General features: G+C 37.4%; 27 protein-coding genes. 18 read left to right on the forward strand and 9 right to left on the reverse strand.

Annotated elements, in window-relative coordinates; translation table 11 throughout:
* Positions 1-10: 10 nt before the first annotated feature.
* Complete coding sequence (locus LS67_RS03060; RefSeq protein WP_034327733.1) at positions 11-283, reverse strand: TrbC/VirB2 family protein; 273 nt, start codon at positions 281-283, stop codon at positions 11-13.
* Between the two features lie 81 nt (positions 284-364).
* Here LS67_RS03060 and LS67_RS03065 point away from each other — a divergent pair, with 81 nt between their 5' ends.
* The 4 genes from LS67_RS03065 (at position 365) to LS67_RS03080 (ending at position 2,271) form a co-directional block, all read left to right on the forward strand.
* Positions 365-970 carry a recombinase family protein gene (locus tag LS67_RS03065; protein ID WP_034327731.1) on the forward strand — a complete coding sequence of 202 codons (606 nt, stop codon included), beginning with the start codon at positions 365-367 and terminating at the stop codon, positions 968-970.
* Positions 971-1,064: 94 nt separating this feature from the next.
* A complete protein-coding gene (locus LS67_RS03070; RefSeq protein WP_034327729.1) occupies positions 1,065-1,310 on the forward strand; it encodes a hypothetical protein in 246 nt (81 codons plus the stop codon).
* Entirely contained in the window at positions 1,307-1,753 is a 447-nt protein-coding gene (locus tag LS67_RS03075; RefSeq protein WP_034327728.1) for an EexN family lipoprotein, read from the forward strand. The genes LS67_RS03070 and LS67_RS03075 overlap by 4 nt, the downstream gene beginning before the upstream one ends.
* Positions 1,754-1,794: 41 nt before the next feature.
* Positions 1,795-2,271 carry a hypothetical protein gene (locus LS67_RS03080; RefSeq protein ID WP_034327726.1) on the forward strand — a complete coding sequence of 159 codons (477 nt, stop codon included), beginning with the start codon at positions 1,795-1,797 and terminating at the stop codon, positions 2,269-2,271.
* Between the two features lie 93 nt (positions 2,272-2,364).
* Here LS67_RS03080 and LS67_RS03085 read toward each other — a convergent pair whose 3' ends face one another.
* The 5 genes from LS67_RS03085 to LS67_RS03105 all read right to left on the reverse strand — a co-directional run bounded on the left by LS67_RS03085 (position 2,365) and on the right by LS67_RS03105 (position 5,198).
* Positions 2,365-2,814, reverse strand: a complete 450-nt coding sequence (locus LS67_RS03085; RefSeq protein WP_052082129.1) for a VapD — start codon at positions 2,812-2,814, stop codon at positions 2,365-2,367.
* Positions 2,805-3,128, reverse strand: a complete 324-nt coding sequence (locus LS67_RS03090; RefSeq protein WP_138109574.1) for a hypothetical protein — start codon at positions 3,126-3,128, stop codon at positions 2,805-2,807. Before LS67_RS03090 ends, LS67_RS03085 begins: the two co-directional genes overlap by 10 nt.
* A gap of 75 nt (positions 3,129-3,203) precedes the next feature.
* A complete protein-coding gene (locus LS67_RS03095; RefSeq protein ID WP_034367189.1) occupies positions 3,204-3,554 on the reverse strand; it encodes a hypothetical protein in 351 nt (116 codons plus the stop codon).
* A 44-nt stretch (positions 3,555-3,598) separates the two neighbouring features.
* A complete protein-coding gene (locus tag LS67_RS03100) occupies positions 3,599-4,915 on the reverse strand; it encodes an AAA family ATPase (RefSeq protein ID WP_052099861.1) in 1,317 nt (438 codons plus the stop codon).
* A 31-nt stretch (positions 4,916-4,946) separates the two neighbouring features.
* Entirely contained in the window at positions 4,947-5,198 is a 252-nt protein-coding gene (locus LS67_RS03105; RefSeq protein WP_034327161.1) for a hypothetical protein, read from the reverse strand.
* Positions 5,199-5,320: 122 nt separating this feature from the next.
* Here LS67_RS03105 and LS67_RS03110 point away from each other — a divergent pair, with 122 nt between their 5' ends.
* The gene (locus LS67_RS03110) at positions 5,321-6,001 is read left to right on the forward strand and encodes a helix-turn-helix domain-containing protein (protein ID WP_034327163.1); all 681 of its coding nucleotides are present in this window, start codon (positions 5,321-5,323) and stop codon (positions 5,999-6,001) included.
* Positions 6,002-6,288: 287 nt separating this feature from the next.
* Here LS67_RS03110 and LS67_RS03115 read toward each other — a convergent pair whose 3' ends face one another.
* Together LS67_RS03115 and LS67_RS03120 are read right to left on the reverse strand one after the other, a co-directional pair.
* Entirely contained in the window at positions 6,289-7,548 is a 1,260-nt protein-coding gene (locus LS67_RS03115; protein WP_034327165.1) for a tyrosine-type recombinase/integrase, read from the reverse strand.
* A gap of 126 nt (positions 7,549-7,674) precedes the next feature.
* On the reverse strand, positions 7,675-8,490 hold the full coding sequence (locus tag LS67_RS03120) for a hypothetical protein (RefSeq protein ID WP_034327167.1): 816 nt from the start codon (positions 8,488-8,490) through the stop codon (positions 7,675-7,677).
* A 376-nt stretch (positions 8,491-8,866) separates the two neighbouring features.
* Between LS67_RS03120 and LS67_RS09890 the strand changes: the two genes are divergently transcribed.
* Both LS67_RS09890 and LS67_RS09895 read left to right on the forward strand, forming a co-directional pair.
* The gene (locus LS67_RS09890; protein ID WP_052099862.1) at positions 8,867-9,268 is read left to right on the forward strand and encodes a class I SAM-dependent methyltransferase; all 402 of its coding nucleotides are present in this window, start codon (positions 8,867-8,869) and stop codon (positions 9,266-9,268) included.
* Between the two features lie 72 nt (positions 9,269-9,340).
* On the forward strand, positions 9,341-9,613 hold the full coding sequence (locus tag LS67_RS09895) for a hypothetical protein (protein WP_236096332.1): 273 nt from the start codon (positions 9,341-9,343) through the stop codon (positions 9,611-9,613).
* Positions 9,614-9,678: 65 nt separating this feature from the next.
* Here LS67_RS09895 and LS67_RS03130 read toward each other — a convergent pair whose 3' ends face one another.
* Positions 9,679-10,191, reverse strand: a complete 513-nt coding sequence (locus LS67_RS03130; protein WP_034327171.1) for a DUF4149 domain-containing protein — start codon at positions 10,189-10,191, stop codon at positions 9,679-9,681.
* 277 nt (positions 10,192-10,468) lie between these two features.
* Between LS67_RS03130 and LS67_RS03135 the strand changes: the two genes are divergently transcribed.
* From LS67_RS03135 to LS67_RS03185, 11 genes are all read left to right on the forward strand, one after another.
* A complete protein-coding gene (locus LS67_RS03135; RefSeq protein ID WP_034327173.1) occupies positions 10,469-11,653 on the forward strand; it encodes an FtsW/RodA/SpoVE family cell cycle protein in 1,185 nt (394 codons plus the stop codon).
* A 25-nt stretch (positions 11,654-11,678) separates the two neighbouring features.
* Entirely contained in the window at positions 11,679-12,194 is a 516-nt protein-coding gene (locus tag LS67_RS03140; protein WP_034327175.1) for an HdeD family acid-resistance protein, read from the forward strand.
* Complete coding sequence (locus tag LS67_RS03145) at positions 12,187-12,888, forward strand: uroporphyrinogen-III synthase (protein ID WP_034327176.1); 702 nt, start codon at positions 12,187-12,189, stop codon at positions 12,886-12,888. The genes LS67_RS03140 and LS67_RS03145 overlap by 8 nt, the downstream gene beginning before the upstream one ends.
* Before the next feature lie 65 nt (positions 12,889-12,953).
* Complete coding sequence (locus tag LS67_RS03150; RefSeq protein WP_034327178.1) at positions 12,954-13,787, forward strand: peptidylprolyl isomerase; 834 nt, start codon at positions 12,954-12,956, stop codon at positions 13,785-13,787.
* Positions 13,788-13,807: 20 nt separating this feature from the next.
* The gene (locus LS67_RS03155) at positions 13,808-14,731 is read left to right on the forward strand and encodes a class II fructose-bisphosphate aldolase (RefSeq protein WP_034327180.1); all 924 of its coding nucleotides are present in this window, start codon (positions 13,808-13,810) and stop codon (positions 14,729-14,731) included.
* A 308-nt stretch (positions 14,732-15,039) separates the two neighbouring features.
* Positions 15,040-16,353: a histidinol dehydrogenase gene (gene hisD, locus LS67_RS03160; RefSeq protein WP_034327182.1), complete on the forward strand. Its 1,314-nt coding sequence runs from the start codon at positions 15,040-15,042 to the stop codon at positions 16,351-16,353.
* Between the two features lie 10 nt (positions 16,354-16,363).
* Positions 16,364-16,627 carry a DUF2018 family protein gene (locus LS67_RS03165; protein ID WP_034327184.1) on the forward strand — a complete coding sequence of 88 codons (264 nt, stop codon included), beginning with the start codon at positions 16,364-16,366 and terminating at the stop codon, positions 16,625-16,627.
* Complete coding sequence (locus tag LS67_RS03170) at positions 16,620-17,108, forward strand: hypothetical protein (protein WP_052082155.1); 489 nt, start codon at positions 16,620-16,622, stop codon at positions 17,106-17,108. Before LS67_RS03165 ends, LS67_RS03170 begins: the two co-directional genes overlap by 8 nt.
* A gap of 60 nt (positions 17,109-17,168) precedes the next feature.
* Entirely contained in the window at positions 17,169-18,080 is a 912-nt protein-coding gene (locus tag LS67_RS03175) for a polyprenyl synthetase family protein (protein ID WP_034327185.1), read from the forward strand.
* Positions 18,081-18,089: 9 nt separating this feature from the next.
* A complete protein-coding gene (hemA, locus tag LS67_RS03180) occupies positions 18,090-19,415 on the forward strand; it encodes a glutamyl-tRNA reductase (protein WP_052082156.1) in 1,326 nt (441 codons plus the stop codon).
* 9 nt (positions 19,416-19,424) lie between these two features.
* Positions 19,425-21,191, forward strand: a complete 1,767-nt coding sequence (locus LS67_RS03185; protein ID WP_034327186.1) for a proline--tRNA ligase — start codon at positions 19,425-19,427, stop codon at positions 21,189-21,191.
* Positions 21,192-21,193 lie beyond the last annotated feature (2 nt).

Below are 21,193 nucleotides of genomic sequence, written 5' to 3' on the forward strand. Positions count from 1 at the left end.
ACCCTTAAAATTAGCTAATTAAAAGTCCAGCAATACCACTTGCAGCACCGATTAGAATCCCACCAAGCAATGGTGGAGCTACTTCGCGTAAAGTCTGCCCTTGAAACATAATCTTAAATCCAGCCCACATAATTGCAATAGTTAAAACAACTACACCCACAGCATATAAAGCATTACTAATGCTAGTCATAAGAGTATTTACCTTATTTAATCCGCCTGCACCAAATGTAAAGCTAGGCAACAATAAAATAGCTATAATCACGCTATTAAACAACTTAATCATATTTACTCCTTATGGAATTAAAATTGAACGATTTTTATTCCTTTGATATAATTAAAATTTAGTTTAAAAATGGGGGAAAATATGAATTTGGCATATATTAGGATTAGCACAAATAAGCAGGATACGCAAACACAGAAGTTACAAATTCAAGAATACTGCAGAATAAATGACATACATATTGATAAATTCATAGAGATAGAGCAAAGCAGTAAAAAGAGTCAAGAAATCCGCAAAATAGGAGAATTAAAAACAAAATTAAATCGTGGTGATTTGCTCATTGTAGTAGAACTTTCAAGGCTTGGAAGAAGTATGTTAGAAGTGATGAACTTAGTGCTAGAGTTAAGCAATAATGGTGTGCAAATGATTTTTCTTAGGCAACCTGAACTTAGCACATTTAATAGTGCTTATGCTAAATTGCTCCTTGCTATCTATGCCTATATTGATGAGACAGAGCGAGAATTTATAAGTCAAAGAACAAAGGCAGGGCTTGAAAAAGCAATGGCTAATGGCAAAAAGTTAGGGCGTCCAAAGGGTAGCTTCAGTAGCGAATACGATAAGGATATAGACAAGATTAAGATTCTGCTAAATAGAGGAGAATCTAAGCGTCAAGTATGGCAAAAGCTAGGTTATACCCATAAAACACTTAAAAGTTTTACAAATTTTTTAAAGAGTAGAAAAATTATCTAATTTTTGCTACAATAATCGTTCAATTTTAATTCCATATTGTAATAGCATTTGTATTATTTGGTTACAACTCTTTATTTTTTGATAAGGAACAACAATGAAAAAAGCTTTAGTATTTAGTGTAGTGATAGCAACAATGTTAGCATCTAGTGGCTGTGCGGAATATGTAAAATTCACAGAAAAAATGATTTTAGGTGATGAAACAGATTATTCAAAATGCGAGTATCTTGAGCAAAAGGCTAATGATTCTACCTTGAGTATGCCACAAAGAGAGCAGGCATTGTTAGATTTAGATAAATGCCGCAAAGAGCAAAAAAATAAGCAAAATAAGGAGAAAAAATGAAAAAGATAGTAGTATTTAGCGTAGTGGTGGTAGCGACACTTACGCTTAGTGGTTGTGGAGATTCTGTAAAAAGTGTAGAGGAATATTCTAAGTTAGAAAAGGCAGAGTTAGGTAAAATGCTTAAAGAGTGTGAAAATAAATTTGAAAAGATTTTTGATTCACCAGAAGCTTGGGAAGGAAAAGGAGAAGCTGCTGAACTAGAGGGGATAAGTCAAAAAATATACAAATCTCGTGGTGGTGAAGAGAAGCATCCTAGCAAGGATTATTTTGGATTTGTAGGGTATGGGCTAGTAACTGATGATGAGCTTAAGAAATTTGGCAATAGTAGATATGCCGAGCTTGTAGAGTGTGGGAGAATACAAATTGCCGAAAAGGGCGGTATGGAAGTCATCAATAAGCCTAGAAAATCTATAGCAGAAAAGTATAGAAATGTAGGCAAGTAGCCATAAATTTTGAATAGGTTAGTTAAAGGGACACATGTAGTATGGACATAAATGAGGTAACACAAGGAGAATATCTTTCCAAGAAGTATAAACTTTCTTGGGTTGCATATGTTGAGATGATACTTGCACATATTATTTTTATAGCTATAGTTGTGTTTTGCTCTAGTTTTTTTTCACACCAAACAATTATACTTTCCTGTTTTTTTGTTTTTGAGGCTATTTTTATTTTTTTAGTTGTATTGTCAATGAAAGCAAAATATGTTTTTATAGATGAGAGGGGAGTTTGGTATCACAGAGGAATTCTTCCTTGGACTAAAGGGGTTAATGGAATTTTATGGCACGATTGTGGTGGCTCTTCTTATAAACAAGGTTTTTTTGCTTATATTTTCAACACTTACACTATTTATATCACCCATAAATATACAGAATCTATGCAGATTGCAGTTCATCATATCTACAATGGTAAGGAGTTTTGCGGGGTTGTTTCAGACTATTTGCATAAACTACACAATAATTGAGGTTTATAATTTTACAAGCAATATACGCTCAATATAAATATAGAATAATCATACTTGATTACGCTTTAATTATTATTTGTAAATGATATAAAATTAGCGGTCAATATCCCTATCTTTCTTTTTAGGACGCATTTCTTTTAGCTTACCTGATTTATCAATCTCATTAATTTTTTGCTTCATTCTTTTTATAGCTAAGTTTTGTTTGTTTTCCAAACTTAAATCTTGCGTGAATCTATCTTTAAGTTGTTGTGTATAATCAATCATTACGGGTTGGTCATAACCTCTTATGCTTTTAACACATTGAGGAAGCCAATTCAGCTCTTTAGCCATTGTTTGTATCAGAATACCAAGCTCATCATCACTAAATTTTGTTATAGAATCATACACCGAGCCTTGCATATGGATAAAGTCATATTTGCCTAAGAAATTGCTTATATCACTGTAAGCATTATGCCAATCACCCTTAGTATAATGCTCCTGCAAAGCTTTGGTATCAAGGTCAAAGGTTATGGATTTAAGCTTTTTATCCTCAATCAAGCCCACACTCCCTGATTATATTTTTTAGCATTGGCAATAATATCGCTTGAATAATCTTTGCCATATTGGTCATCAAGCCACTCCCAACTTTTGACATTTTTAGTAAACCATTCACATTGCAACAAACAATTAAAGTTGAAAATCCCCAAATGTGCCTGAGCATTCTTTTCCCCTCTAAACTCATAGTGATTCTTAGAGACTTTTGTTAGCCCAGCTCTTTTTGTGGCAAACTCCTCTATCTTTGCATACATCATATCAAGGTCATATATGTTCTCTCTTAAGATTTTCTCCTCGTCAAGTTCAAATCGTGTGCCTAGCATATTTATCCTTTTTTTATAAATTATATCTTAACAATGCAATCAAATCAAAGGCTATGGATTTAAGCTTTTTCTCACTCACGCCCAAACACCTATTTTTTCCTTTTTAAGCAATGCAATCATATCCCCCACATAGTTTTCATTATTGCTATCCCCTAGCCATTCCCAGCTTTTGACATTTGTAGTGAACCAATCACATTTTGATAAGCAATTAAACACTAAAATCCCCAAATGTGCTTGAGCATTCTTTTCCCCTCTAAACTCATAGTGATTCTTAGAGACTTTTGTTAGCCCAGCTCTTTTTGTGGCAAACTCCTCTATCTTTGCATACATCATATCAAGGTCATATATGTTCTCTCTTAAGATTTTCTCCTCGTCAAGTTCAAATCGTGTGCCAAATATTGCCTTTTGTGTCGCAGGTGCTGTCATAAGTTCTCCTCATAATTTCAAAATATATGGGCAATTATAGCAAATTAACCCACCATTATTTCACTATTCATACTTTTATTGGAATCTAGCAGTGGCAAATATATTTTAGTAATACCATAACCACTTTTTCTATATGTCTTTTCTGCCCTATAAAACACTCCATCATACTTATCAAGTAGCTTCCATAATGAATTTTTGCCCACGATTTCTAAGTTGTTTGCCGCCTTTTTGCAAACTAGCTCTGCTAAATCTTTTTGTGCAATTCCATTTTTAGATTCCGTGATGACTGCTTTAATGAGATTGAGCGTATTTTCTATTTTAGTTTCGATTTTATTTGATGTTTTAGATTCTATGGCAGTATTAAGTGGAGTGTAGATTTTTCGCACACCACCACCTTTTGGCGTGAAAGTATGGATTTTAAAGAGTTTGTTTTCAAATTCAGCAAGTAAATTCCATAATGAATTTTTACCTACAATCTCATAGTAATTTGCATTTGCAATCTTTACTATTTGTCTCGCTAAATCACTTTGAATAATGCCATTTGGATTAGCATTAATAACTTCTTGAGCAAGTTCAAGTGTTATTTGCTGCTTTTGACTTAGTCCTATCCTAATATCATCACGAAAAAATATCGTATGTGTCTTATTATCTATAATTGCTCTTTGTGCTTTTGTATCTAACCTATATTTTTGTGGCTCTAAATCTAGGCTAAGAGTTTTGGAGTTACTATTTTGAATAAAGGATTTTGATACATACCACGCTTCATCTACGCTATCTATAAAGGCTGTTGCACCTTTATACATCTTATTATTCTCCTCACCATATTGTTTTGGTTGATGGTGCAAGAAAATAATAGTCGCTCCTTTGCTTCTAAGTTTTTGCAATCTTTGCAGATAGCGAGTTACCTTGATGTCATCTTTAATATCAAAATTAATAAAGTTGCGAATGCTATCTATGATAAGCACGACATTTTCTAGGTTGTATTCTTTGAGTTTATTAAAGATACTAAAATATTTATGAGGATTTACAAAGTAATACTCCAGCTTTGCACCGCTAGATTCTACAATCTCATTTAACCCGCGCGCAGTTAATGCAGCTTCACTATTATCGCCATCTAGGTAAATGACTTTTGATACATTTGGCTTTTTAGCTAAAAAATAGGCTAATTCAAGTGATAAAAGTGATTTGCCCACTCCTACAGAGGCATAAACCATATTTAAACTGCCGCGCATTAAAAAGTTATCTATTAACCATTTTGACCTTTCTGTTGCCTGAGCCATATATTCCTTATTAGCCAACTTGGCACAATTGCTAAATATTCCATTTACCAGAGGTAAATTTTCTACTTTTTCTGTTTTCATTGTATCTCCTTATATTTCCCTTTTCTTGCCTTCATTCTACAACATTAGTTTGATTTGTTTCCCTTTCTTGCAATTTAGAAAACCAATCCATAATTGCCTCGCGCTGATAGCAAACCTTGTTTCCTACCTTGAAGAATGGTATTGCGTAGTCTCCATCGTTTTTCTTGCTTTTACGTGTTCTTAGTTTGGATTGTGTAGCCACGCTGATACCAAATTCTATCTCAAATTGTTTTGGGCTTAGCACAGCTGGGTTGTTAGGCTCTCTCCTCGTTCTTACCAACATATTATCTCCTTTTTATATCTGCTATTAAGATATTAAATGATATTATTTTAACTATACCTAAAGAAAATTAACAAATTAATTTGTTAAGATATAATTATGTTAAAAATACGCAAGAGGAAATTATGGAAACAAAGCAGACAGAACAAATCAATAAAGCTGAAAAGTTGCGTAATCTACGCTTATTTTTTGGAATCTCACAAAAAGAGTTTGGTAAAAAGCTTGGTTATACAAGAGAAACACTAAATGCCTATGAGCGAAAAGTCAATCCTGTGCCACCTATCTTAATTGAAAAGATTAATAAAACTATGGGGATAGGGCGAGAATATTTTGAAACTGATATGACCCTACAAGAAGCAGTAGAGAAATATCATATAAAACCTAGCGATATTGATATGCTAGGTGATTTTGGTGAGACAAACTGCTTTGTCTATGATGGCATTGAAAATTATGCTAAAAATACTTCCATAGAAAAAAATAATCTAAAATTACATTTTTTTGAGCTACTTTTTAGGCTAAACTACAAGTCTAGCTATCATTTCATAAGACTAAATAATACCACCAATGAGCCATTTGCAAGTAATGGAGATATTTTAATTGTGCTAAAAGATACAGCGGCTGTCAATGGAGACTTTGTTATTGTTTGTTTCAAGCGAAGCTATATCATTTTTCAATATTTTATATCTGGGCTTGATGAAGTGTTATTAAAAGGTAACAATGGCATAGAAATTAAATTAAGTGGTAATGACATTGATAAAGTAGAGATTCTAGGGATAATAAAACAAAAGATTGTTGTGTCAATGTAAAAAGTGCTAAAATCCCCTCAAAAGCAGGATTTATAGCAAAAAAAAGAATAGATAAACATTATTTCCACAAAAAATTAATATCACAATTTAATACTTTTATATGCTTAAAACATCAATAAATAGGCACTTTTAGGCTTTAAAATTATTACTACCTTACACACATATATATAAAAAGTGTAGATTTTTACACCCTATAAATACTGCTATATAGGTAATTTTGCACCTTTTGTTTTTTATAAATTGTGTCATAAATACGCGTAAAATAGGGCAGGGCAATTAAAATGTGCTTAGAGCTTAAAATCACACAAAGCATTCAAATAATCCCCATACCATTGCATTAGAATCCTCTGCTGTTGCAGTGTGCTTTTTTCTCGCTCATATGCATATTTAATACTATTTGTCTCTTTATGTGCCAAACAAACCTCAATCACTTCATCACTAATACCCATTTGTAATAATTCAGCTTTATGTAAAGTGCATATAGTTCTAAATGTGGCTCTAAATCCGTGAGTAGTAACCTTGCCTTGCCATTTGCCTTTATTTAGTCGTCTTAAAGCCTTGCTTAGTGTGTCTCTATGAATATGTCCCTCTTTGCTAAGAGTAGGGAATACAAATGAGCTATTAAGCATACCAAAGTCTGCTTTTTGTAGCTCTAGGATTCTTAAGGCATAAGAGCTAAGAGCAATAGTAAAAGGCTCTCGCATTTTCATTTCTTTGGCAGGTATGCTCCACACTTTAGTTTCTAAATCTATGTGTTGCCATTTGCTACCTGCAGTATTTGCTGGGCGATTTACACATAGAATCTGCAAATATAATGCCCTCTTAATTTGTTTTTCTATATGTGCTGCACTTAAATCTTGCAAAAACTCACGCAAATCATTCTCTTTAGTCAATGCTGCAAGGCGTGGGTCAATATCATTGTCTATGTAATACCTCTTAATGCTTGGAAATTCTTTTTCTAGCCCTAGTGTTGGGTCATACTCTATATAGCGGTCTTTTAGTGCAGGGGCTAGGATATTTCGCAAGGCAGTCTTTGCTCTTTTAATTGTCTCTAGTCTAGGTAAGCGTGGATTGTTAGAATCAAATATCGTATTAAAGACTGATAGAATATTTGAATACTTAATCTCTCTTGCGTCCAAATGTCCAAAATGAGGCAATAAATGCCTATTACATAAATTTTCTACAACTCTAATTGTTCTTTGAGTTTGTCCTTTTTTACGCTTTTGTGCGATGAAATCCTTGTAAAGATTCTTAAAGAGATACTTGTCTGTATCTAACTCACCACCACTTTCAATAATTCTAAGCTTTTCTGTTGCTTCCTTTCTTGCTTCTGCTACACTATAAATACCTTGCCTAAATCGTTTGAGTGGGATATTTTTTTCCTTATTACCATTTCTCAAACGCAGTGCAAAGGTTTTTGTGCCACTTGGATACACAAACAAGATGAGCTCACTAGGATTGCCTACAACTACACGATATTTCTTTTCTTTTGGTTGTAATGCTCTTATATCCTTATCAAAAAGGATTGTTTTGGCTATGCGGCTCATTACTTACCTCTCTTAAATAAAACTTTTGAGATAGTATAAACAAGTTCCCTTAAAAGTTCCCAAATAAAAAGAAATCAACTGATATTAAACCATATTCAAATGAAAAAATAAAAGCTAAAAATAGTGCTATTTGTGTAGTTTTTGAAAACAAAAAGAAATGAAAGGAAAGTAATCGTGGCGGACAGGTAGGAGGCATTGTGTAGAATCAAAATGTTTAGCTATATATTCGCTTCCTGCGCGTAAATCTTCTTTATGATAATTTGCGTTAATAAAAAAACTATGTGCTGTGAGTGTCAATGCAATGGCTAAGACAATGGGTTTTAAATAGCGTAAAAATGCTTGTGAATAAAGCAAAACATTTGCAATAAAGAAATAAATAAGAATGCAAATCTCTATAAAAAATCGTTTGTCCATTGTTTGCGAGAGATTAAAAAATATAAGACTTATGATAATGAACTCTAAACCTACAATGTACAAAAATGGTGTATATTGCCTATAAGGAGCAAAACCACTATATCTAAAGGCAAAAAGTAGGCTACAAGCAATGAGAATCCAAGTAAATTTGCCAAAACAAGACAAAATAGTGCTAAAAAGTAGCCACCACAGGCTACTTTCAAATACCCACGCTGCATCCATACGATACAAAAAACCACCATATAAATGATGAATACTTATCCATATGATTCCAGCAAGTCCCATTAGTCCAAAGCATATAAAAAGCGGTCTAAAAAATTTGTGAGTAAAAATACTTTGTATAAGGAAAACTATACCCACACAAAATACAAAAACATAGGCATAATAATGCGTGAGGACTAATGCTACTCCACAGAGCAAAATACCTAAGAAATACCAACTATTAATGCGTGAGTTTAATCTATCGTGCATTGATTCAAAGATAAGATATAACAAAGTGCAAAAAATACTTGTAAGTGAGAGTAGCATAGCGTAATTGCGGCATTCTTGTGCGTAGTATATAGTTTGCGGAGACAAGGAGAACAAGATAGTATAAAGGAGGGCAAGGGATTTGTAATGATGTTTGTAGAGAATGATATAGCTTGTGATTACACCAAAAAGTATCCAAATCGTGCTAAAAAACGTAATACAAAATCAGAAGTGCCAAAAATATGTGCGTAGATTTTGAGACAGAGATTATAAAGAAATGGGTGATTATCGTTTAAAATAATATGCCAAAAAGACTGAAAATCCCAATTTTGTAGGGGAATATTATTTAATTGCCCCCCCGCATAATATCTCTTCTTTAGAATCTGATCATTTAGATATTGCTCCCTCACACCATTTCCCAACGCAAGGTATGGATATGCTGTATTTGGCTGAAAATAAGCATTTTTGGCATATTGCAAGGCGAGAGTTTATTTATCAAAGTGTAAGCTGCATACTTGCCAATGTTTATCCAAACGATAGTGGCAAACACGCAAAGATTCTAGATGTGGGCGCAGGTACAGGGAGTGTTACAAGGCATTTTCTCTCTCAAGGATTTCATAATATTGCTTTGGGGGAGATTCACCCACAAGGTTTAGAATATGCCAAAACTTATGGCATAAAGGATTTGTATTGTATGGATTTGCTTGATGTGCCTTTTAAAGATGAGTTTGATTGTATTTTTGCTTTTGATGTGCTAGAGCATATTGATGATGATAAAAATGCACTTTTAAATATGAAGAGTATGTTGAAAAATAATGAAAAAGCCTACTTGCCTTAAGTGTGCCAGCGCATAAATGGCTGTGGAATGCACACGATGTGAGTGTGCATCATAAGCGGCGGTATATCAAAAGTGAGCTCAAGGCTTATATGTGAATGTGGCTTAAGTATAGAATCTGCGCAATATTTTTTTATCGCACTTACTCCACTTTTATTAGCTCGTGCTATTTTAAACCCAGCTTCAAAAGCACAAAACACAGATTCTAAAGAGTTACGTGATGTGCCACCGCCTAGATTAATAAATAGTGCATTGCTTGGTATGTGTCGCTTAGAAAACAAACTTATACTATTTTTGCCAAATTGCTTTGGTGGCTCATTGCTTGTGATTGCAAGAAACAAGCAATAATATTATGCCTTGAAGCTTATAGATTCTTAAAGTGTAAGAATCTATAACTTAATGTAATTCTAACATCAAGGTTGTGCGTTTGCGTGTTGTGGGCGAGTGCCGATGATGCCTCTCCATAGCGCAGAGGCACTAAGCGTAATAAGGAGAATCTTAAACACAAGCTCACTTTGCTTATGCATAGAATCAAATGCTTTAGTATCAATCGTGTTTAAGGCTTGAGCCTCCATAATATAAGGCGTGTAGTAAAGCGTGAATAGAAAGATGAGTATGACATTTACCCCGCCGAGTAGTAGCCATATTTTTCTGTGCTTGGCGTGGCTAAAATACCGCGTGAAGTAGCTACTTGTCAATTCATAGATGATAATCACAGCCGCAAGAAAATTGAATAAATAATTACATTTGATAAAAATTAGCCCCATAATCAAGCCGCTATCACTTCTAGTCAAATCTGGCACAAAATCAGCGGCTCGAAAGATAGTAGCAGCAGAAAATCCAGCACAAATAATGCACCCAACGCCTATACTAAGTAGAAAAATGTAGATTGCATCAAGTGTTTGAAAAACTTTATAGATTTTCATAGGAAGTCCTTTTGTTTTGATTTTTGTTTATTGTATTTAAGAATTATAAACTTTTACTTAAGATTCTTATAACAAAATTCTTTATTTTCTTGTAAGTATTTTTGAAATAAACAGCCACCGAGCAAAGAATGTCTTGCTTGATGTTTGGGCGATTAAAGAGGAGTTTTTGCTCACAATGGCTTAAATTTACATTTTCTCAATGTTTTGGTAATATCGCATTGCTAGTTTTTCTTCACATAATACAATGAAAGATTTATCATAAAACAAAGTGAGTGCTATGGCGGATTCTAAGCTTTTTTATGCTGTTATATTGCTTCTAAGTATTGGTGTGGTAATGTCCTATTCCTTAGGGGTATATATCACAAGTTTTTATGGTTACTCGCAAATTCACTTTTTTACGCGTCAGCTTATCGCTGCTTGTCTTGGCATTATGCTAATGTGGCTACTTTCTCGTATAGATATAAACACTTATTTTAGACGCATTGGTTTAGCGATTTTTATCATCTCTATCATTCTTATGGTGGGTATGCACTTCTTGCCACAAGGGCTTGTAAGCTCTGCCGGTGGGGCGAAACGCTGGATTAGGCTATCTTTTATTTCTCTCGCACCCTCCGAGCTTTTCAAAATTGGTTTTGTGTATTTTTTGGCGTGGAGTTTTTCGCGTAAGTTTGTCAGCAATGTGCATTTATCAATGAAAGATGAGATTAGAATCTTTATTCCCTATCTCGTGCTTTTCATCGTGGCGGTGGTGCTTATTGCGGTGTTGCAGAATGATTTGGGGCAGGTGGTGCTTTTGGCTTTGACACTTGGTGTTATGCTTTTATTTGCTGGGGGGAGTTTGCGGCTGCTTGGTGTGATATTTTTAGGCACAATTGGCACGGCATTTCTTGCTATTATCACGAGCCCGCATAGAATCTTGCGTGTAAAGTCGTGGTGGGCGAGCGCACAAGATTCAGTTCTAGCTCTCTTGCCACAGGGCTGGGCGGAAAACCTCCGCATAGGTGGCTTACCCGAACCTTATCAAATCTATCACGCTACAAATGCTATTTCAAGCGGTGGATTCTTCGGTTCTGGACTTGGTGAGGGCTATATCAAGCTTGGATTTTTAAGTGATGTGCATACGGATATTGTATTAGCTGGGATTACCGAGGAGCTTGGATTTGTGGGGCTCTTTGGCATAGTGTTACTTTTTGCTTATATACTTCTTAGGCTTTTTCGCATTGCAAATCGCACCTCGCACAAAATGTACTATCTTTTTTGTGTTGGCGTGGCACTTTTGCTTGGTTTTTCACTCATTATCAATGCCTTTGGTATCTCGGGTATCACGCCTGTAAAGGGCATTGCAGTGCCATTTTTGAGTTATGGTGGGAGTTCACTTATCGCAAATTGTATTGCCATTGGCTTAGTTTTAGCAATTTCAAAAAATACGCAAGCAGATTCTAAAAATATAGAATCTGCATAAAATTTATAAATTTAAAGGAGTAGAAATGCACTTTAATCGTGTGTTGTGGATAGCTTTTAGTATTTCCCTTATTGCGCTGGGTGCGGTGTGTATTGTGAATCCTCTTGATACAATGGCATTTCTTACCTATTTCGTGGGATTTATTATGTTTTTGAGTGGTTTGGGCGAGATTATTTATTTTATGCAAATGCGCTATGCGATGATATTAGTCGATGGTATCCTCTCGTGCGTGTTTGGCTTGGTGTTGCTTTTTGGCGGAGAAGACATCGCGCAAAACTTTATACCGCTTTTTATCGCTCTGTGGCTTATTCTCAAAGGGATTTTGTGGTTTATCCACGCCTACAAGCTCTCTCGTATGGTAGAAAAAAGCGTGAAAGTTGGCATTACAATGACAGGCTTATTCTATGTGCTACTAGGAGTCTTATTTGTGCTTTTCCCCGAAATTTTGGCAACGCTCATTAGTCTTATACTTGGCATTGCGTTGATTTTTAGCGGTGTGGTGGGCTTGTATTTTTGGAATCTTTTCAAAAAGTATGAATGAAACCTATGGGGTGGTGCTGGCGGGCACGAGAAAGATTGAGGGGGTAAGGTCCCTCATTACAAATAAAATTGTTTTTGCGCCACTCACACATACACTAGAAGGCATTGACGCGCTTATTTTCACTTCTGCGTATGCGATAAAATCACTTATAGAATCCGCCTCGCAAAATCTCCCAAATACCCTCCATTTTAGCCCTATTCTCGCACATTGGAAAGAAATACCGAGCTTTGTGATAAGTCCGGCGAGTGCGAAAATTTTATACGAGCAGGGAGCTAAAGTGGAGTTTGTAGGCAAAAGTGCGCACGGCAAGACATTCGCACAAGAGATTATCCCGCTATTGCAAGGGCGTAGGGCACTCTATCTCCGCGCCAAAGAGATTGTATCTGGGTTAGATTCTATCCTCAAAAATGCTGGAATCTGTATTGAAGAGGCGATTATGTATGAAAATATCCCGCAAAAACTTCCATTAGAGTTAAAGCCAAAGCCTAAGAGTGTGATTATCTTTAGCGCACCGAGCGCGTATGATAGCTTTGTGGCAAATTTTGGTTGGGAGGATTTATATATTGCCATAGCGATAGGGCAGAGCACCTTTGCGCGTTTTGATAAGCACATCACTGCGTATGTAAGCCCAAGTGCAAATTTTGAATCCTGCATTGCATTTGCTAAAGACATTGCTAGGGAGCGCAACTTTTAGCACACTTACATTTTATTTAGCTTTAAGTGCTACAATCGCGCACATTTTAAATTTTGGAGCAAAAAATGAAAATACAACTTAAACTATGTGTAGGAATTCTCTGTATGTGTGCGCCTTTTATATATGCAAAGACTTATGCGATGGTCGATGGCAAAGCAATTACCGATAAGGATATGGAGATTTTAAAACAGACCATTCCTAATTTTAATTATTCCAAATTGAGCGACCAAGAAAAGGAAGCGTTGATTAATGAGCTTGTCAATCGTCAGCTTATTCTAAAAGCTGCAAAGCAGGAAAAGCTCGATACTTCTAAGGAATACACAGAGATTATAAACAATGTCAAAGATAATCTTTTAATTGATTTATGGACAAAAAAACAAGCTGATAGCATACAAGTGGCAAATGTGAGCGATGCGCAAATACGCAAGATTTATCAAGAAAATGAGGGGCTTTTCATCAATCAAGAGGGTAAGGCACGACATATTCTTGTAAAAAGTGAAGTTGAAGCGAAAGCAATAATCAAGGAGCTTGATAAAGCAGCAAAAAACAAAGTGGAGGCACGATTTATTGAGCTTGCAAATGAAAAATCTATTGATCCGGCTTCAAAGCAACAAAAAAATGGTGGCGATTTGGGCGTATTCCAACGCTCGATGATGCACCCTGATTTTTCAAGAGCCGCCTTTGATTTGAAGCCCGGCACTTATAGCAAAGAGCCTGTGGCTACACCTTTTGGCTATCATATCATCTATCTTGAGCGTAAGAGCGAGCCAAAGATTATCCCTTATAATGAGGCAAAAAAGATGATTGAAAATGATCTTAAAATGCAAAGTGTGCAAGGCGGTATGATACAGAAGATTCAAGCATTGCGACAAAAGGCAAAAATCGAAATTACAAAGTAGATTCTAATAAGGAGGGAGATATGCTCGTAAGCGGTAGTGAAATATTACTTAAGGCGCATAAAGAAGGTTATGGCGTTGGGGCGTTCAATTTTGTGAATTTTGAAATGCTTAATTCTATTTTTATGGCAGCGAATGAGGCTAAATCACCTATCATCGTTCAAGCGAGTGAGGGGGCGATAAAGTATATGGGGATTGATATGGCGGTGGGAATGGTGAATATTCTAGCCAATCGTTATCCGCATATTCCTGTGGCACTTAATCTCGACCACGGCACAAGTTTTGAATCTTGTAAAAAGGCTGTTGATGCGGGATTTACCTCTGTGATGATTGATGCTTCACATCATCCCTTTGAAGAAAATCTTGCAACGACAAAGCAAGTCGTAGAATACGCGCATTCTAAGGGCGTGAGCGTGGAAGCGGAGCTAGGTAGGCTTATGGGGATTGAGGATAATATTTCTGTGAGCGAAAAGGACGCGGTGCTGATTAATCCCGATGAGGCTGAGGAGTTTGTAAAGGCTACAAAGGTGGATTATCTCGCTCCGGCTATTGGCACGAGCCACGGCGCATTTAAGTTTAAGGGTGAGCCAAAGCTTGATTTTGCGCGTTTGCAGGAAGTGAAAAGACGCACAAATATCCCCCTCGTATTGCACGGCGCGAGTTCTATTCCTGAATATGTGAGAGAGGCATTTTTAGCCACGGGTGGTGATTTGAAAGGAAGCAAGGGTGTGCCTTTTGACTTCCTCAAAGAAGCCATTAGAGGTGGTATTAACAAAATCAATATTGACACAGATTTGCGTATCGCCTTTATCGCAGAGGTGCGAAGGGTTGCAAATACCGATAATACGCAGTTTGATTTGCGTAAATTTTTTGCTCCTGCTATGGAATCTATCACAAAGGTTATGGTAGAGCGAATGGGCATACTTGGTAGTGCGGGGAAAATATAAACCAAGCTGCTAAGCTAGGATAGTTGAGAATCTACATTTCTATAATGCTACCAAGCAAGAGCGTAGATTCTAAAGATCATCAAAAACTTTCATTTTAGAATCTGCTTTTGCAAAAACTTCTATCATTCGTGGATATACCGCCTTACCACCGATGATGTTATCAAAGTTATTTAAGTTATATTTGATTGTATATGGAAAATATCACAAGGCGCGTGAGATTCTAATAAAAACTCACGCGCCTTGTGATGAGTTTGTTTAGAGTAGCTGTATATAATCTTTAATTTACTTTTTTAATTATGGGGAAAATGATGAAAGTCCTTGATACACGCTCGCCTACATTTGAAACTGACTTTGAGGTACTCCTTGCTCGTGGCAAAATGGATATGAAAGAGGTCTCTAAGGTCGTGCAGGGTTTGCTTGATGATATAGTCCAAAATGGTTTAGAGGCACTCAAATCCCACATTGCACGTTTTGATATGTGGGAAGCGCGAGATTTTAAAGATATTTGCATTCCACCGCAAGAGTGCAAACAAGCCTATGATAATCTCTCGCTTGAGCTTAAATCCGCCCTACACCTTGCCTATGATAGAATCTACGCTTTTCACCAAAAGCAAAAGGCAAAAAGCTGGATTGATTGTGAGGAGAGTGGAAGCATACTTGGCTCAAAGCTCACGCCAATGGATCGCGCGGGTCTATATATCCCCGGTGGCAAGGCAGCTTATCCTAGCTCACTTTTAATGAATGCTATTCCTGCGATTGTGGCGGGGGTAAGGGAGATTGTTGTTTGCACTCCAGCACCACATAATGAGCCTAATCCCCTCTTACTTGCGGCTTTGCATTTATGCGGGATTACCGAGGTGTATAAAATCGGCGGTGCAAGTGCCATAGGGCTTATGGCGTATGGTTGTGAGGGGATTAAAAAAGTCGATGTAGTTACCGGTCCGGGCAATATTTATGTGGCTTGTGCAAAAAAGCTTGTATTTGGCGATGTCAATATCGATATGATAGCCGGTCCAAGCGAGATAGGTATCATCGCGGATTCTAGTGCAAATCCGCGTTATGTCGCCTATGACTTGCTTTCACAAGCTGAACACGATGAAATGGCGAGTTCTATTCTTATAAGCGATAGTGCTTCGCTTATAGAATCTGTGCAAAAGCACATAAATGAGATTCTGCCAACGATACCGCGTGTGAAAATCGCACAGGCGAGTATAGACAACCGCGCTGTAATGATACAAACACGCAATTTAGGAGAGAGTATAGAGATAGCAAATGCCCTTGCGCCCGAACATTTGGAGATTCTCACAAATGCACCTTTTGAATCTTTGCCATATATCAAACACGCGGGGGCAATTTTCCTAGGGGAATATTCGAGTGAGCCCATCGGGGATTATCTCGCAGGTCCTAATCATACATTGCCAACAGGTGGCAGTGCGCGGTTTTTCTCACCCCTTGGTGTGGAGCATTTTATGAAAAAGAGTTCTATTATTTCATTTTCATCAAATGCACTTAAAGAGGTGGGTGAATCTTGCGCACTTTTAGCCCAGTGTGAATCGCTTAACGCACACGCTCAAGCGGTTTTGGTGCGCCTAGATGATATAAGAAAAATCAATACAAAATAAAGGTTTAAATATGGATATATTTTTTGAGGGCACACCATTAGATAAATGGAAAGAGATTATTTTGAATGCTTCTCCCACATTGGTAGGCTTAGAGCTTGAAGCTTTGCTCGAGCGTGTGGCAGTGTATGAGGCACTTTTGGAGGCGCAAAATATCGATATAGAATCTGCTTTCAAGCAGTATTATTTTGACGAGGCGAACAAAGAGATTTTAAGTGCTGCAAAAAATAATCTTGCAATAGATTCTATGGCAAAAATATTGGGTAATTATGAATAACAAAAAGATAAGTTTCTTACATTTGCGTTACTTTATTCTTTTTATGCCTTTCTTGCTTTTTAGTGTATTGCAGGCTTCGGTACCACTTTGGGCGTGGGAGCGTGAGCTAGAGCTAGAAAAGGAGCAAACCTATCAGGCTACATTTCAAGTGGGTGATGTGCAAAAAGAGTTGCTCTTTCGCTGGACGCTTTATAAAAATTATGGACTCGTGCTTCATATTCGTTATGATAAATTTAATCATCAGGTGGTGCTTTATACTGATTATCAGCGCAATTCTTATAAAATACTCCTTGGTAACTCCACAGAAAAAAGAGCCGCTCCGCATTTGGTGATGTTTTTTAAAGAATTTATCAATAAAGAGGAAAAGGCATATTTGAAACTTTATATCGAGGGGCAGGGCGTGAGTGTGCTTGATGAGCGCATTTCGCCGAGTAAGAAAAAGGCACAAGATTCAGAATCTACCGAGCAAGATGCGGGGTAACTAGAATCTGTAAGGTGTTGCTTTTGTATGAAACAAAATTAAAAACAACAAGGAGGTATTGTGAATATAGAAATCGCGTGTGAGCGCATTAAGGCATATATTCATACCTATGTCAAAGAGTGCGGGAATGACGAAGTCAATGCGATGTATAGCCATTTGAGTCAGGGCAAAATGCTTCGCAGTAAGCTCCTGCTTAGCATTAGCGATGTCAATGAGGACGCGTTGAGGGTGTGCGCGCTTATTGAGATGATTCAAAGTGCCTCACTTTTGCACGATGATGTGATTGATGATGCACAAACAAGGCGGGGCAATCCCTCAATTAACGCGACTTTTGGCAATAAAAACGCTATTATGCTCGGCGATGTGCTGTATTCTAAGGCGTTTAATGAGTTAAGTATTTTAAATGTAGAATTAGCTCAAAGCGTATCCTCTGCGGTTGTGCGCTTGTCTGTGGGCGAGATTGAAGATGTGCGATTGTCTGCGAGATTTCATACCGATAGAGAATCTTATATTCGTATGTGCGCGGATAAAACCGCTGCACTTATTGTCGCTGCGGCGGAGTGTGGAGCGATTTTAAAGGGACTTAATAAACATATTTATAGAATCTATGGAGAAAATCTCGGCATAGCTTTTCAAATTATTGATGATGTGCTTGATATTACCCAAAATTCTAAAATGCTTGGAAAACCCTCGATGAGCGATTTTAAAGAGGGTAAAACGACTTTGCCCTATATGGATTTATACGAGTGTTTGAATGATGAGGAAAAGGAGATTTTAGTCTCATATTGTGGTGTAAATCTAAGCAGTGAGCAAGAAATGTGGATAAAAATCAAAATGCAAGAGCATAATGTGATAGATAAAAGCCTAGCTCAAGCGAGATTCTATGCGAATAAGGCGACTGAAGCCATTGCCATTGAGGGTAATGAAAGACTTAATGAAATCATTTCACAAATGCTTAATCGCACATTCTAGGAGGCTACTATGCAGGAAAAAATGCAAATGCAGTATATGGTTGTGAGTTTTTCGCATAAAAAAGTAGATATAGCAATGCGCGAAAAATTAAGTGTGAAAGAAGAAAAAATTGTGCCATTTTTGCACGAGATTAATGCGTGTGATGCGATTAGAGAGAGTGTTTTGCTTTGCACCTGCAACCGCGTGGAGCTTTATGTGAGTATGCACGATAGAAAAAGTGCGCGTGAGCATATTTTTGAATGTTTTGCAAAATCAAGCACTCTGCCTGTGGAACAAGTGAGGGAAATTGCACTTTTGCGCCTCAATGAATATGCTATTTATCATATTTTTGGTGTGGCTTCAAGCCTTGATAGTCTCGTTGTTGGTGAGACACAAATTACCGGACAGCTTAAAAGTGCGTATAAACTTGCCTTTGATAACGCTCTGTGTGCGAAAGATATGACGCGTTTAATGCACTTTGCATTTAAATGTGCAGCGAGTGTGCGAAAGGAAACAGATATTTCGGCTAATAGCGTCTCAATCGCCTCTACTGCTGTGTTTATGGCGCATAAAAAATTGTGTGAAGATTTACAATATATAGAATCTTTACCGGTTTTGGTGATTGGCAGTGGGGAAATGGGACGCTTAGTCTGTAAGCATTTGTTGAATATGAAAGCAAAGATTACGCTTGTTTCACGCACATTATACAATGCAAAAGCCTTGAGTGGGGAGCTTGGAGCAGATAAGATTCATATAGAATCTTATGAAAATCTCCCGCAACTTGTGAATGCCTTTCCTTTGCTTTTTAGCGCGACAAGTGCGCAGGGCTATATTATTACAAAAGATATGATAGTGTCAAACAAGGAAAGGCGGTATTTCTTCGACTTAGCCCTGCCGCGTGATATAGAATCTTTGAATGATGAAAATGTGTCGGTATTTTGTGTAGATGATTTGCAAGAGGTGGTGCAGGAGCATAAAAATGCGCGAGAGGAAAGCGCGAAAGAGGCACATAAAATCGTGGAGAGATTCACATCAAACTTTTTTACTTGGTTGCAGACTTTGAGCGTTGAGCCTGTGATTAAGCATATACGCTTTTTAGCGAAGCAGTCCGCGCTTAAAGAGCTTGATAGGGCGGTAAAGAAAGGGTTTTTGCCCGAAGAGTATCGCGATAATGTAGAGAAAATTTTACATAACGCGTTTAATACATTTCTTCATCAGCCGACAATGCGCTTACGACAGGCGAGTGAGAGTCACCACGGCGACCCTGTGATAGAGGTAATGAAGAGTATGTTTGATATTAATGATGAAATCATTATGCTTAATGGCTACAAATGTGAGAAAGACACTACTTTTTAAAGGAAAGCTATGAAATTTTCACAACTTTTTGTCAATACGCTTAAGGAATCGCCAAAAGATGCGGTGCTAAAGAGCCACCAATACCTTGTGCGTGGGGGATTTATACAGCAGATTGGTAGCGGGATTTATAATTTCTTGCCGCTTGGGAAAAAACTACTTGATAAGGTGCGATTTATTGTCAAAGAGGAAATGGATAAAAGTGGTGCGCAAGAGATTTTAATGGGTTTTGTAACTCCCGCGGAGCTATGGAGAGAATCTGGGCGATATGAGAAGTATGGGCGAGAGCTTTTGCGCTTTGTGGATAGGAAAGATAATGAGTTTGTGCTAGGACCTACGCACGAGGAAGTGATTACACATATTGCGCGAAGTGGCGTGAAAAGCTATAAACAGCTACCTATTCATCTCTATCAGATTCACACAAAATTCCGTGATGAATTGCGCCCGAGATTTGGGCTTATGCGTGGGCGAGAATTTATAATGAAAGACGGATACAGCTTCCATAGCTCTTATGAGGATTTAGATAGAGAGTTTGATACGATGGAGGAGACTTATAAAAGAATATTGCAGAGAATGGGCGTGGATTTTAAAATCGTAGAGGCGGATTCTGGTGCAATTGGCGGGAGTGGCAGTAAGGAATTTATGGTTTTAGCACCTTGTGGCGAGGATACGATAGTCGTATGTCAAAATTGTGATTATGGCGCAAATATTGAGGCAAGTAAAAGGGCGCAACGCACCTCACCACGCGCAGAGGAAGTGCAGTATGATAGCAATCCACCAAAGGCAGAGTTTGCGCGATTTCACACACCAGATACAAAGACAATAGAATCTGTGAGTGTGTTTTTTAAAGTTGATAGATTCTATATAATGAAGGCTATTGTAAAAAAGGCACTTAAAGCCGATGGAAGTGCGGATTTAGCCTTTTTCTTTGTACGTGGCGATGATGAAGCCGAGGAAGTAAAAATGCTAAATGCAATTAATAAACGCGCAAATGTGTATCTTGAGCTAGTCGATGTGAGCGTGGAGGAGATAGAAAAGGCGGGACTTAGTGCGGGATTCATCGGCGCGTATGGTTTGCGCCACATTACCCAAGCGGAGCATATTTATTTTGATGAGAGCTTAAGAGATGCAGAACATCTTATTTGCGGGGCGAATGAAAAGGATTATCACTTTGTGGGTGTGGATTTAAGCACTTTTGCGGATTTAGAATACGCGGATTTGGCAAGTACAAAAGAGGGGGATTTATGTCCTAAATGTGGGGGCAGACTGCATTATACCAAAGGCATAGAGGTGGGACATATCTTTAAGCTCGGTGATAAATATTCTCGTGCGATGAATGCGCAATATTTGGACGAAAATGGCAAGGCACAGCCCTTTATTATGGGCTGCTATGGCTTTGGAATCTCGCGTATTTTACCAGCGATTTTGGAGCAAAAAAGCGATGAGTTAGGCTGTGTGTGGAGCAAGGAAGTGAATATTTTTGAAGTGGTAATTATCATCTCAAATATTAAAGATAGCGCACAGAGTGAATACGCAAGGCAGATATATGAAAAGCTAAAACAAGAGGGTATTGATGTGTTACTTGATGAGCGCGATGAGCGATTTGGCGCAAAGATGAAAGATTTTGAGCTGTTAGGATTTAATCACGCGCTTATTGTTGGCAAGGGTTTAAATGAGGGTAAAATCGAGTTTATTAAGCGCGAAGGTTTAGAAAGACAAGAAATGCCGAGTGCGGATAAAGATGTGCTGGTGGCGCAGATTTTAGAATCTATAAAGTGAGC

Source organism: Helicobacter sp. MIT 03-1616 (genome assembly GCF_000765685.2).
GTDB lineage: Bacteria > Campylobacterota > Campylobacteria > Campylobacterales > Helicobacteraceae > Helicobacter_C > Helicobacter_C typhlonius.

Bases quoted from the DNA above. Each gene is read 5' to 3' on its own strand.
- LS67_RS03070 (WP_034327729.1), top strand. From the start codon at position 1,065: ATGAAAAAAGCTTTAGTATTTAGTGTAGTGATAGCAACAATGTTAGCA.
- LS67_RS03060 (WP_034327733.1), bottom strand. From the start codon at position 283: ATGATTAAGTTGTTTAATAGCGTGATTATAGCTATTTTATTGTTGCCT.
- LS67_RS03165 (WP_034327184.1), top strand. From the start codon at position 16,364: ATGGATATATTTTTTGAGGGCACACCATTAGATAAATGGAAAGAGATT.
- LS67_RS03140 (WP_034327175.1), top strand. From the start codon at position 11,679: ATGCACTTTAATCGTGTGTTGTGGATAGCTTTTAGTATTTCCCTTATT.
- LS67_RS03075 (WP_034327728.1), top strand. From the start codon at position 1,307: ATGAAAAAGATAGTAGTATTTAGCGTAGTGGTGGTAGCGACACTTACG.
- LS67_RS09890 (WP_052099862.1), top strand. From the start codon at position 8,867: ATGCTGTATTTGGCTGAAAATAAGCATTTTTGGCATATTGCAAGGCGA.
- LS67_RS03080 (WP_034327726.1), top strand. From the start codon at position 1,795: ATGGACATAAATGAGGTAACACAAGGAGAATATCTTTCCAAGAAGTAT.
- LS67_RS03130 (WP_034327171.1), bottom strand. From the start codon at position 10,191: ATGAAAATCTATAAAGTTTTTCAAACACTTGATGCAATCTACATTTTT.
- LS67_RS03185 (WP_034327186.1), top strand. From the start codon at position 19,425: ATGAAATTTTCACAACTTTTTGTCAATACGCTTAAGGAATCGCCAAAA.
- LS67_RS03155 (WP_034327180.1), top strand. From the start codon at position 13,808: ATGCTCGTAAGCGGTAGTGAAATATTACTTAAGGCGCATAAAGAAGGT.
- LS67_RS03120 (WP_034327167.1), bottom strand. From the start codon at position 8,490: ATGCTACTCTCACTTACAAGTATTTTTTGCACTTTGTTATATCTTATC.
- hisD (WP_034327182.1), top strand. From the start codon at position 15,040: ATGAAAGTCCTTGATACACGCTCGCCTACATTTGAAACTGACTTTGAG.
- hemA (WP_052082156.1), top strand. From the start codon at position 18,090: ATGCAGGAAAAAATGCAAATGCAGTATATGGTTGTGAGTTTTTCGCAT.
- LS67_RS03115 (WP_034327165.1), bottom strand. From the start codon at position 7,548: ATGAGCCGCATAGCCAAAACAATCCTTTTTGATAAGGATATAAGAGCA.
- LS67_RS03105 (WP_034327161.1), bottom strand. From the start codon at position 5,198: ATGTTGGTAAGAACGAGGAGAGAGCCTAACAACCCAGCTGTGCTAAGC.
- LS67_RS03135 (WP_034327173.1), top strand. From the start codon at position 10,469: ATGGCGGATTCTAAGCTTTTTTATGCTGTTATATTGCTTCTAAGTATT.
- LS67_RS03100 (WP_052099861.1), bottom strand. From the start codon at position 4,915: ATGAAAACAGAAAAAGTAGAAAATTTACCTCTGGTAAATGGAATATTT.
- LS67_RS03095 (WP_034367189.1), bottom strand. From the start codon at position 3,554: ATGACAGCACCTGCGACACAAAAGGCAATATTTGGCACACGATTTGAA.
- LS67_RS03065 (WP_034327731.1), top strand. From the start codon at position 365: ATGAATTTGGCATATATTAGGATTAGCACAAATAAGCAGGATACGCAA.
- LS67_RS03150 (WP_034327178.1), top strand. From the start codon at position 12,954: ATGAAAATACAACTTAAACTATGTGTAGGAATTCTCTGTATGTGTGCG.
- LS67_RS03110 (WP_034327163.1), top strand. From the start codon at position 5,321: ATGGAAACAAAGCAGACAGAACAAATCAATAAAGCTGAAAAGTTGCGT.
- LS67_RS03090 (WP_138109574.1), bottom strand. From the start codon at position 3,128: ATGCTAGGCACACGATTTGAACTTGACGAGGAGAAAATCTTAAGAGAG.
- LS67_RS03145 (WP_034327176.1), top strand. From the start codon at position 12,187: ATGAATGAAACCTATGGGGTGGTGCTGGCGGGCACGAGAAAGATTGAG.
- LS67_RS03170 (WP_052082155.1), top strand. From the start codon at position 16,620: ATGAATAACAAAAAGATAAGTTTCTTACATTTGCGTTACTTTATTCTT.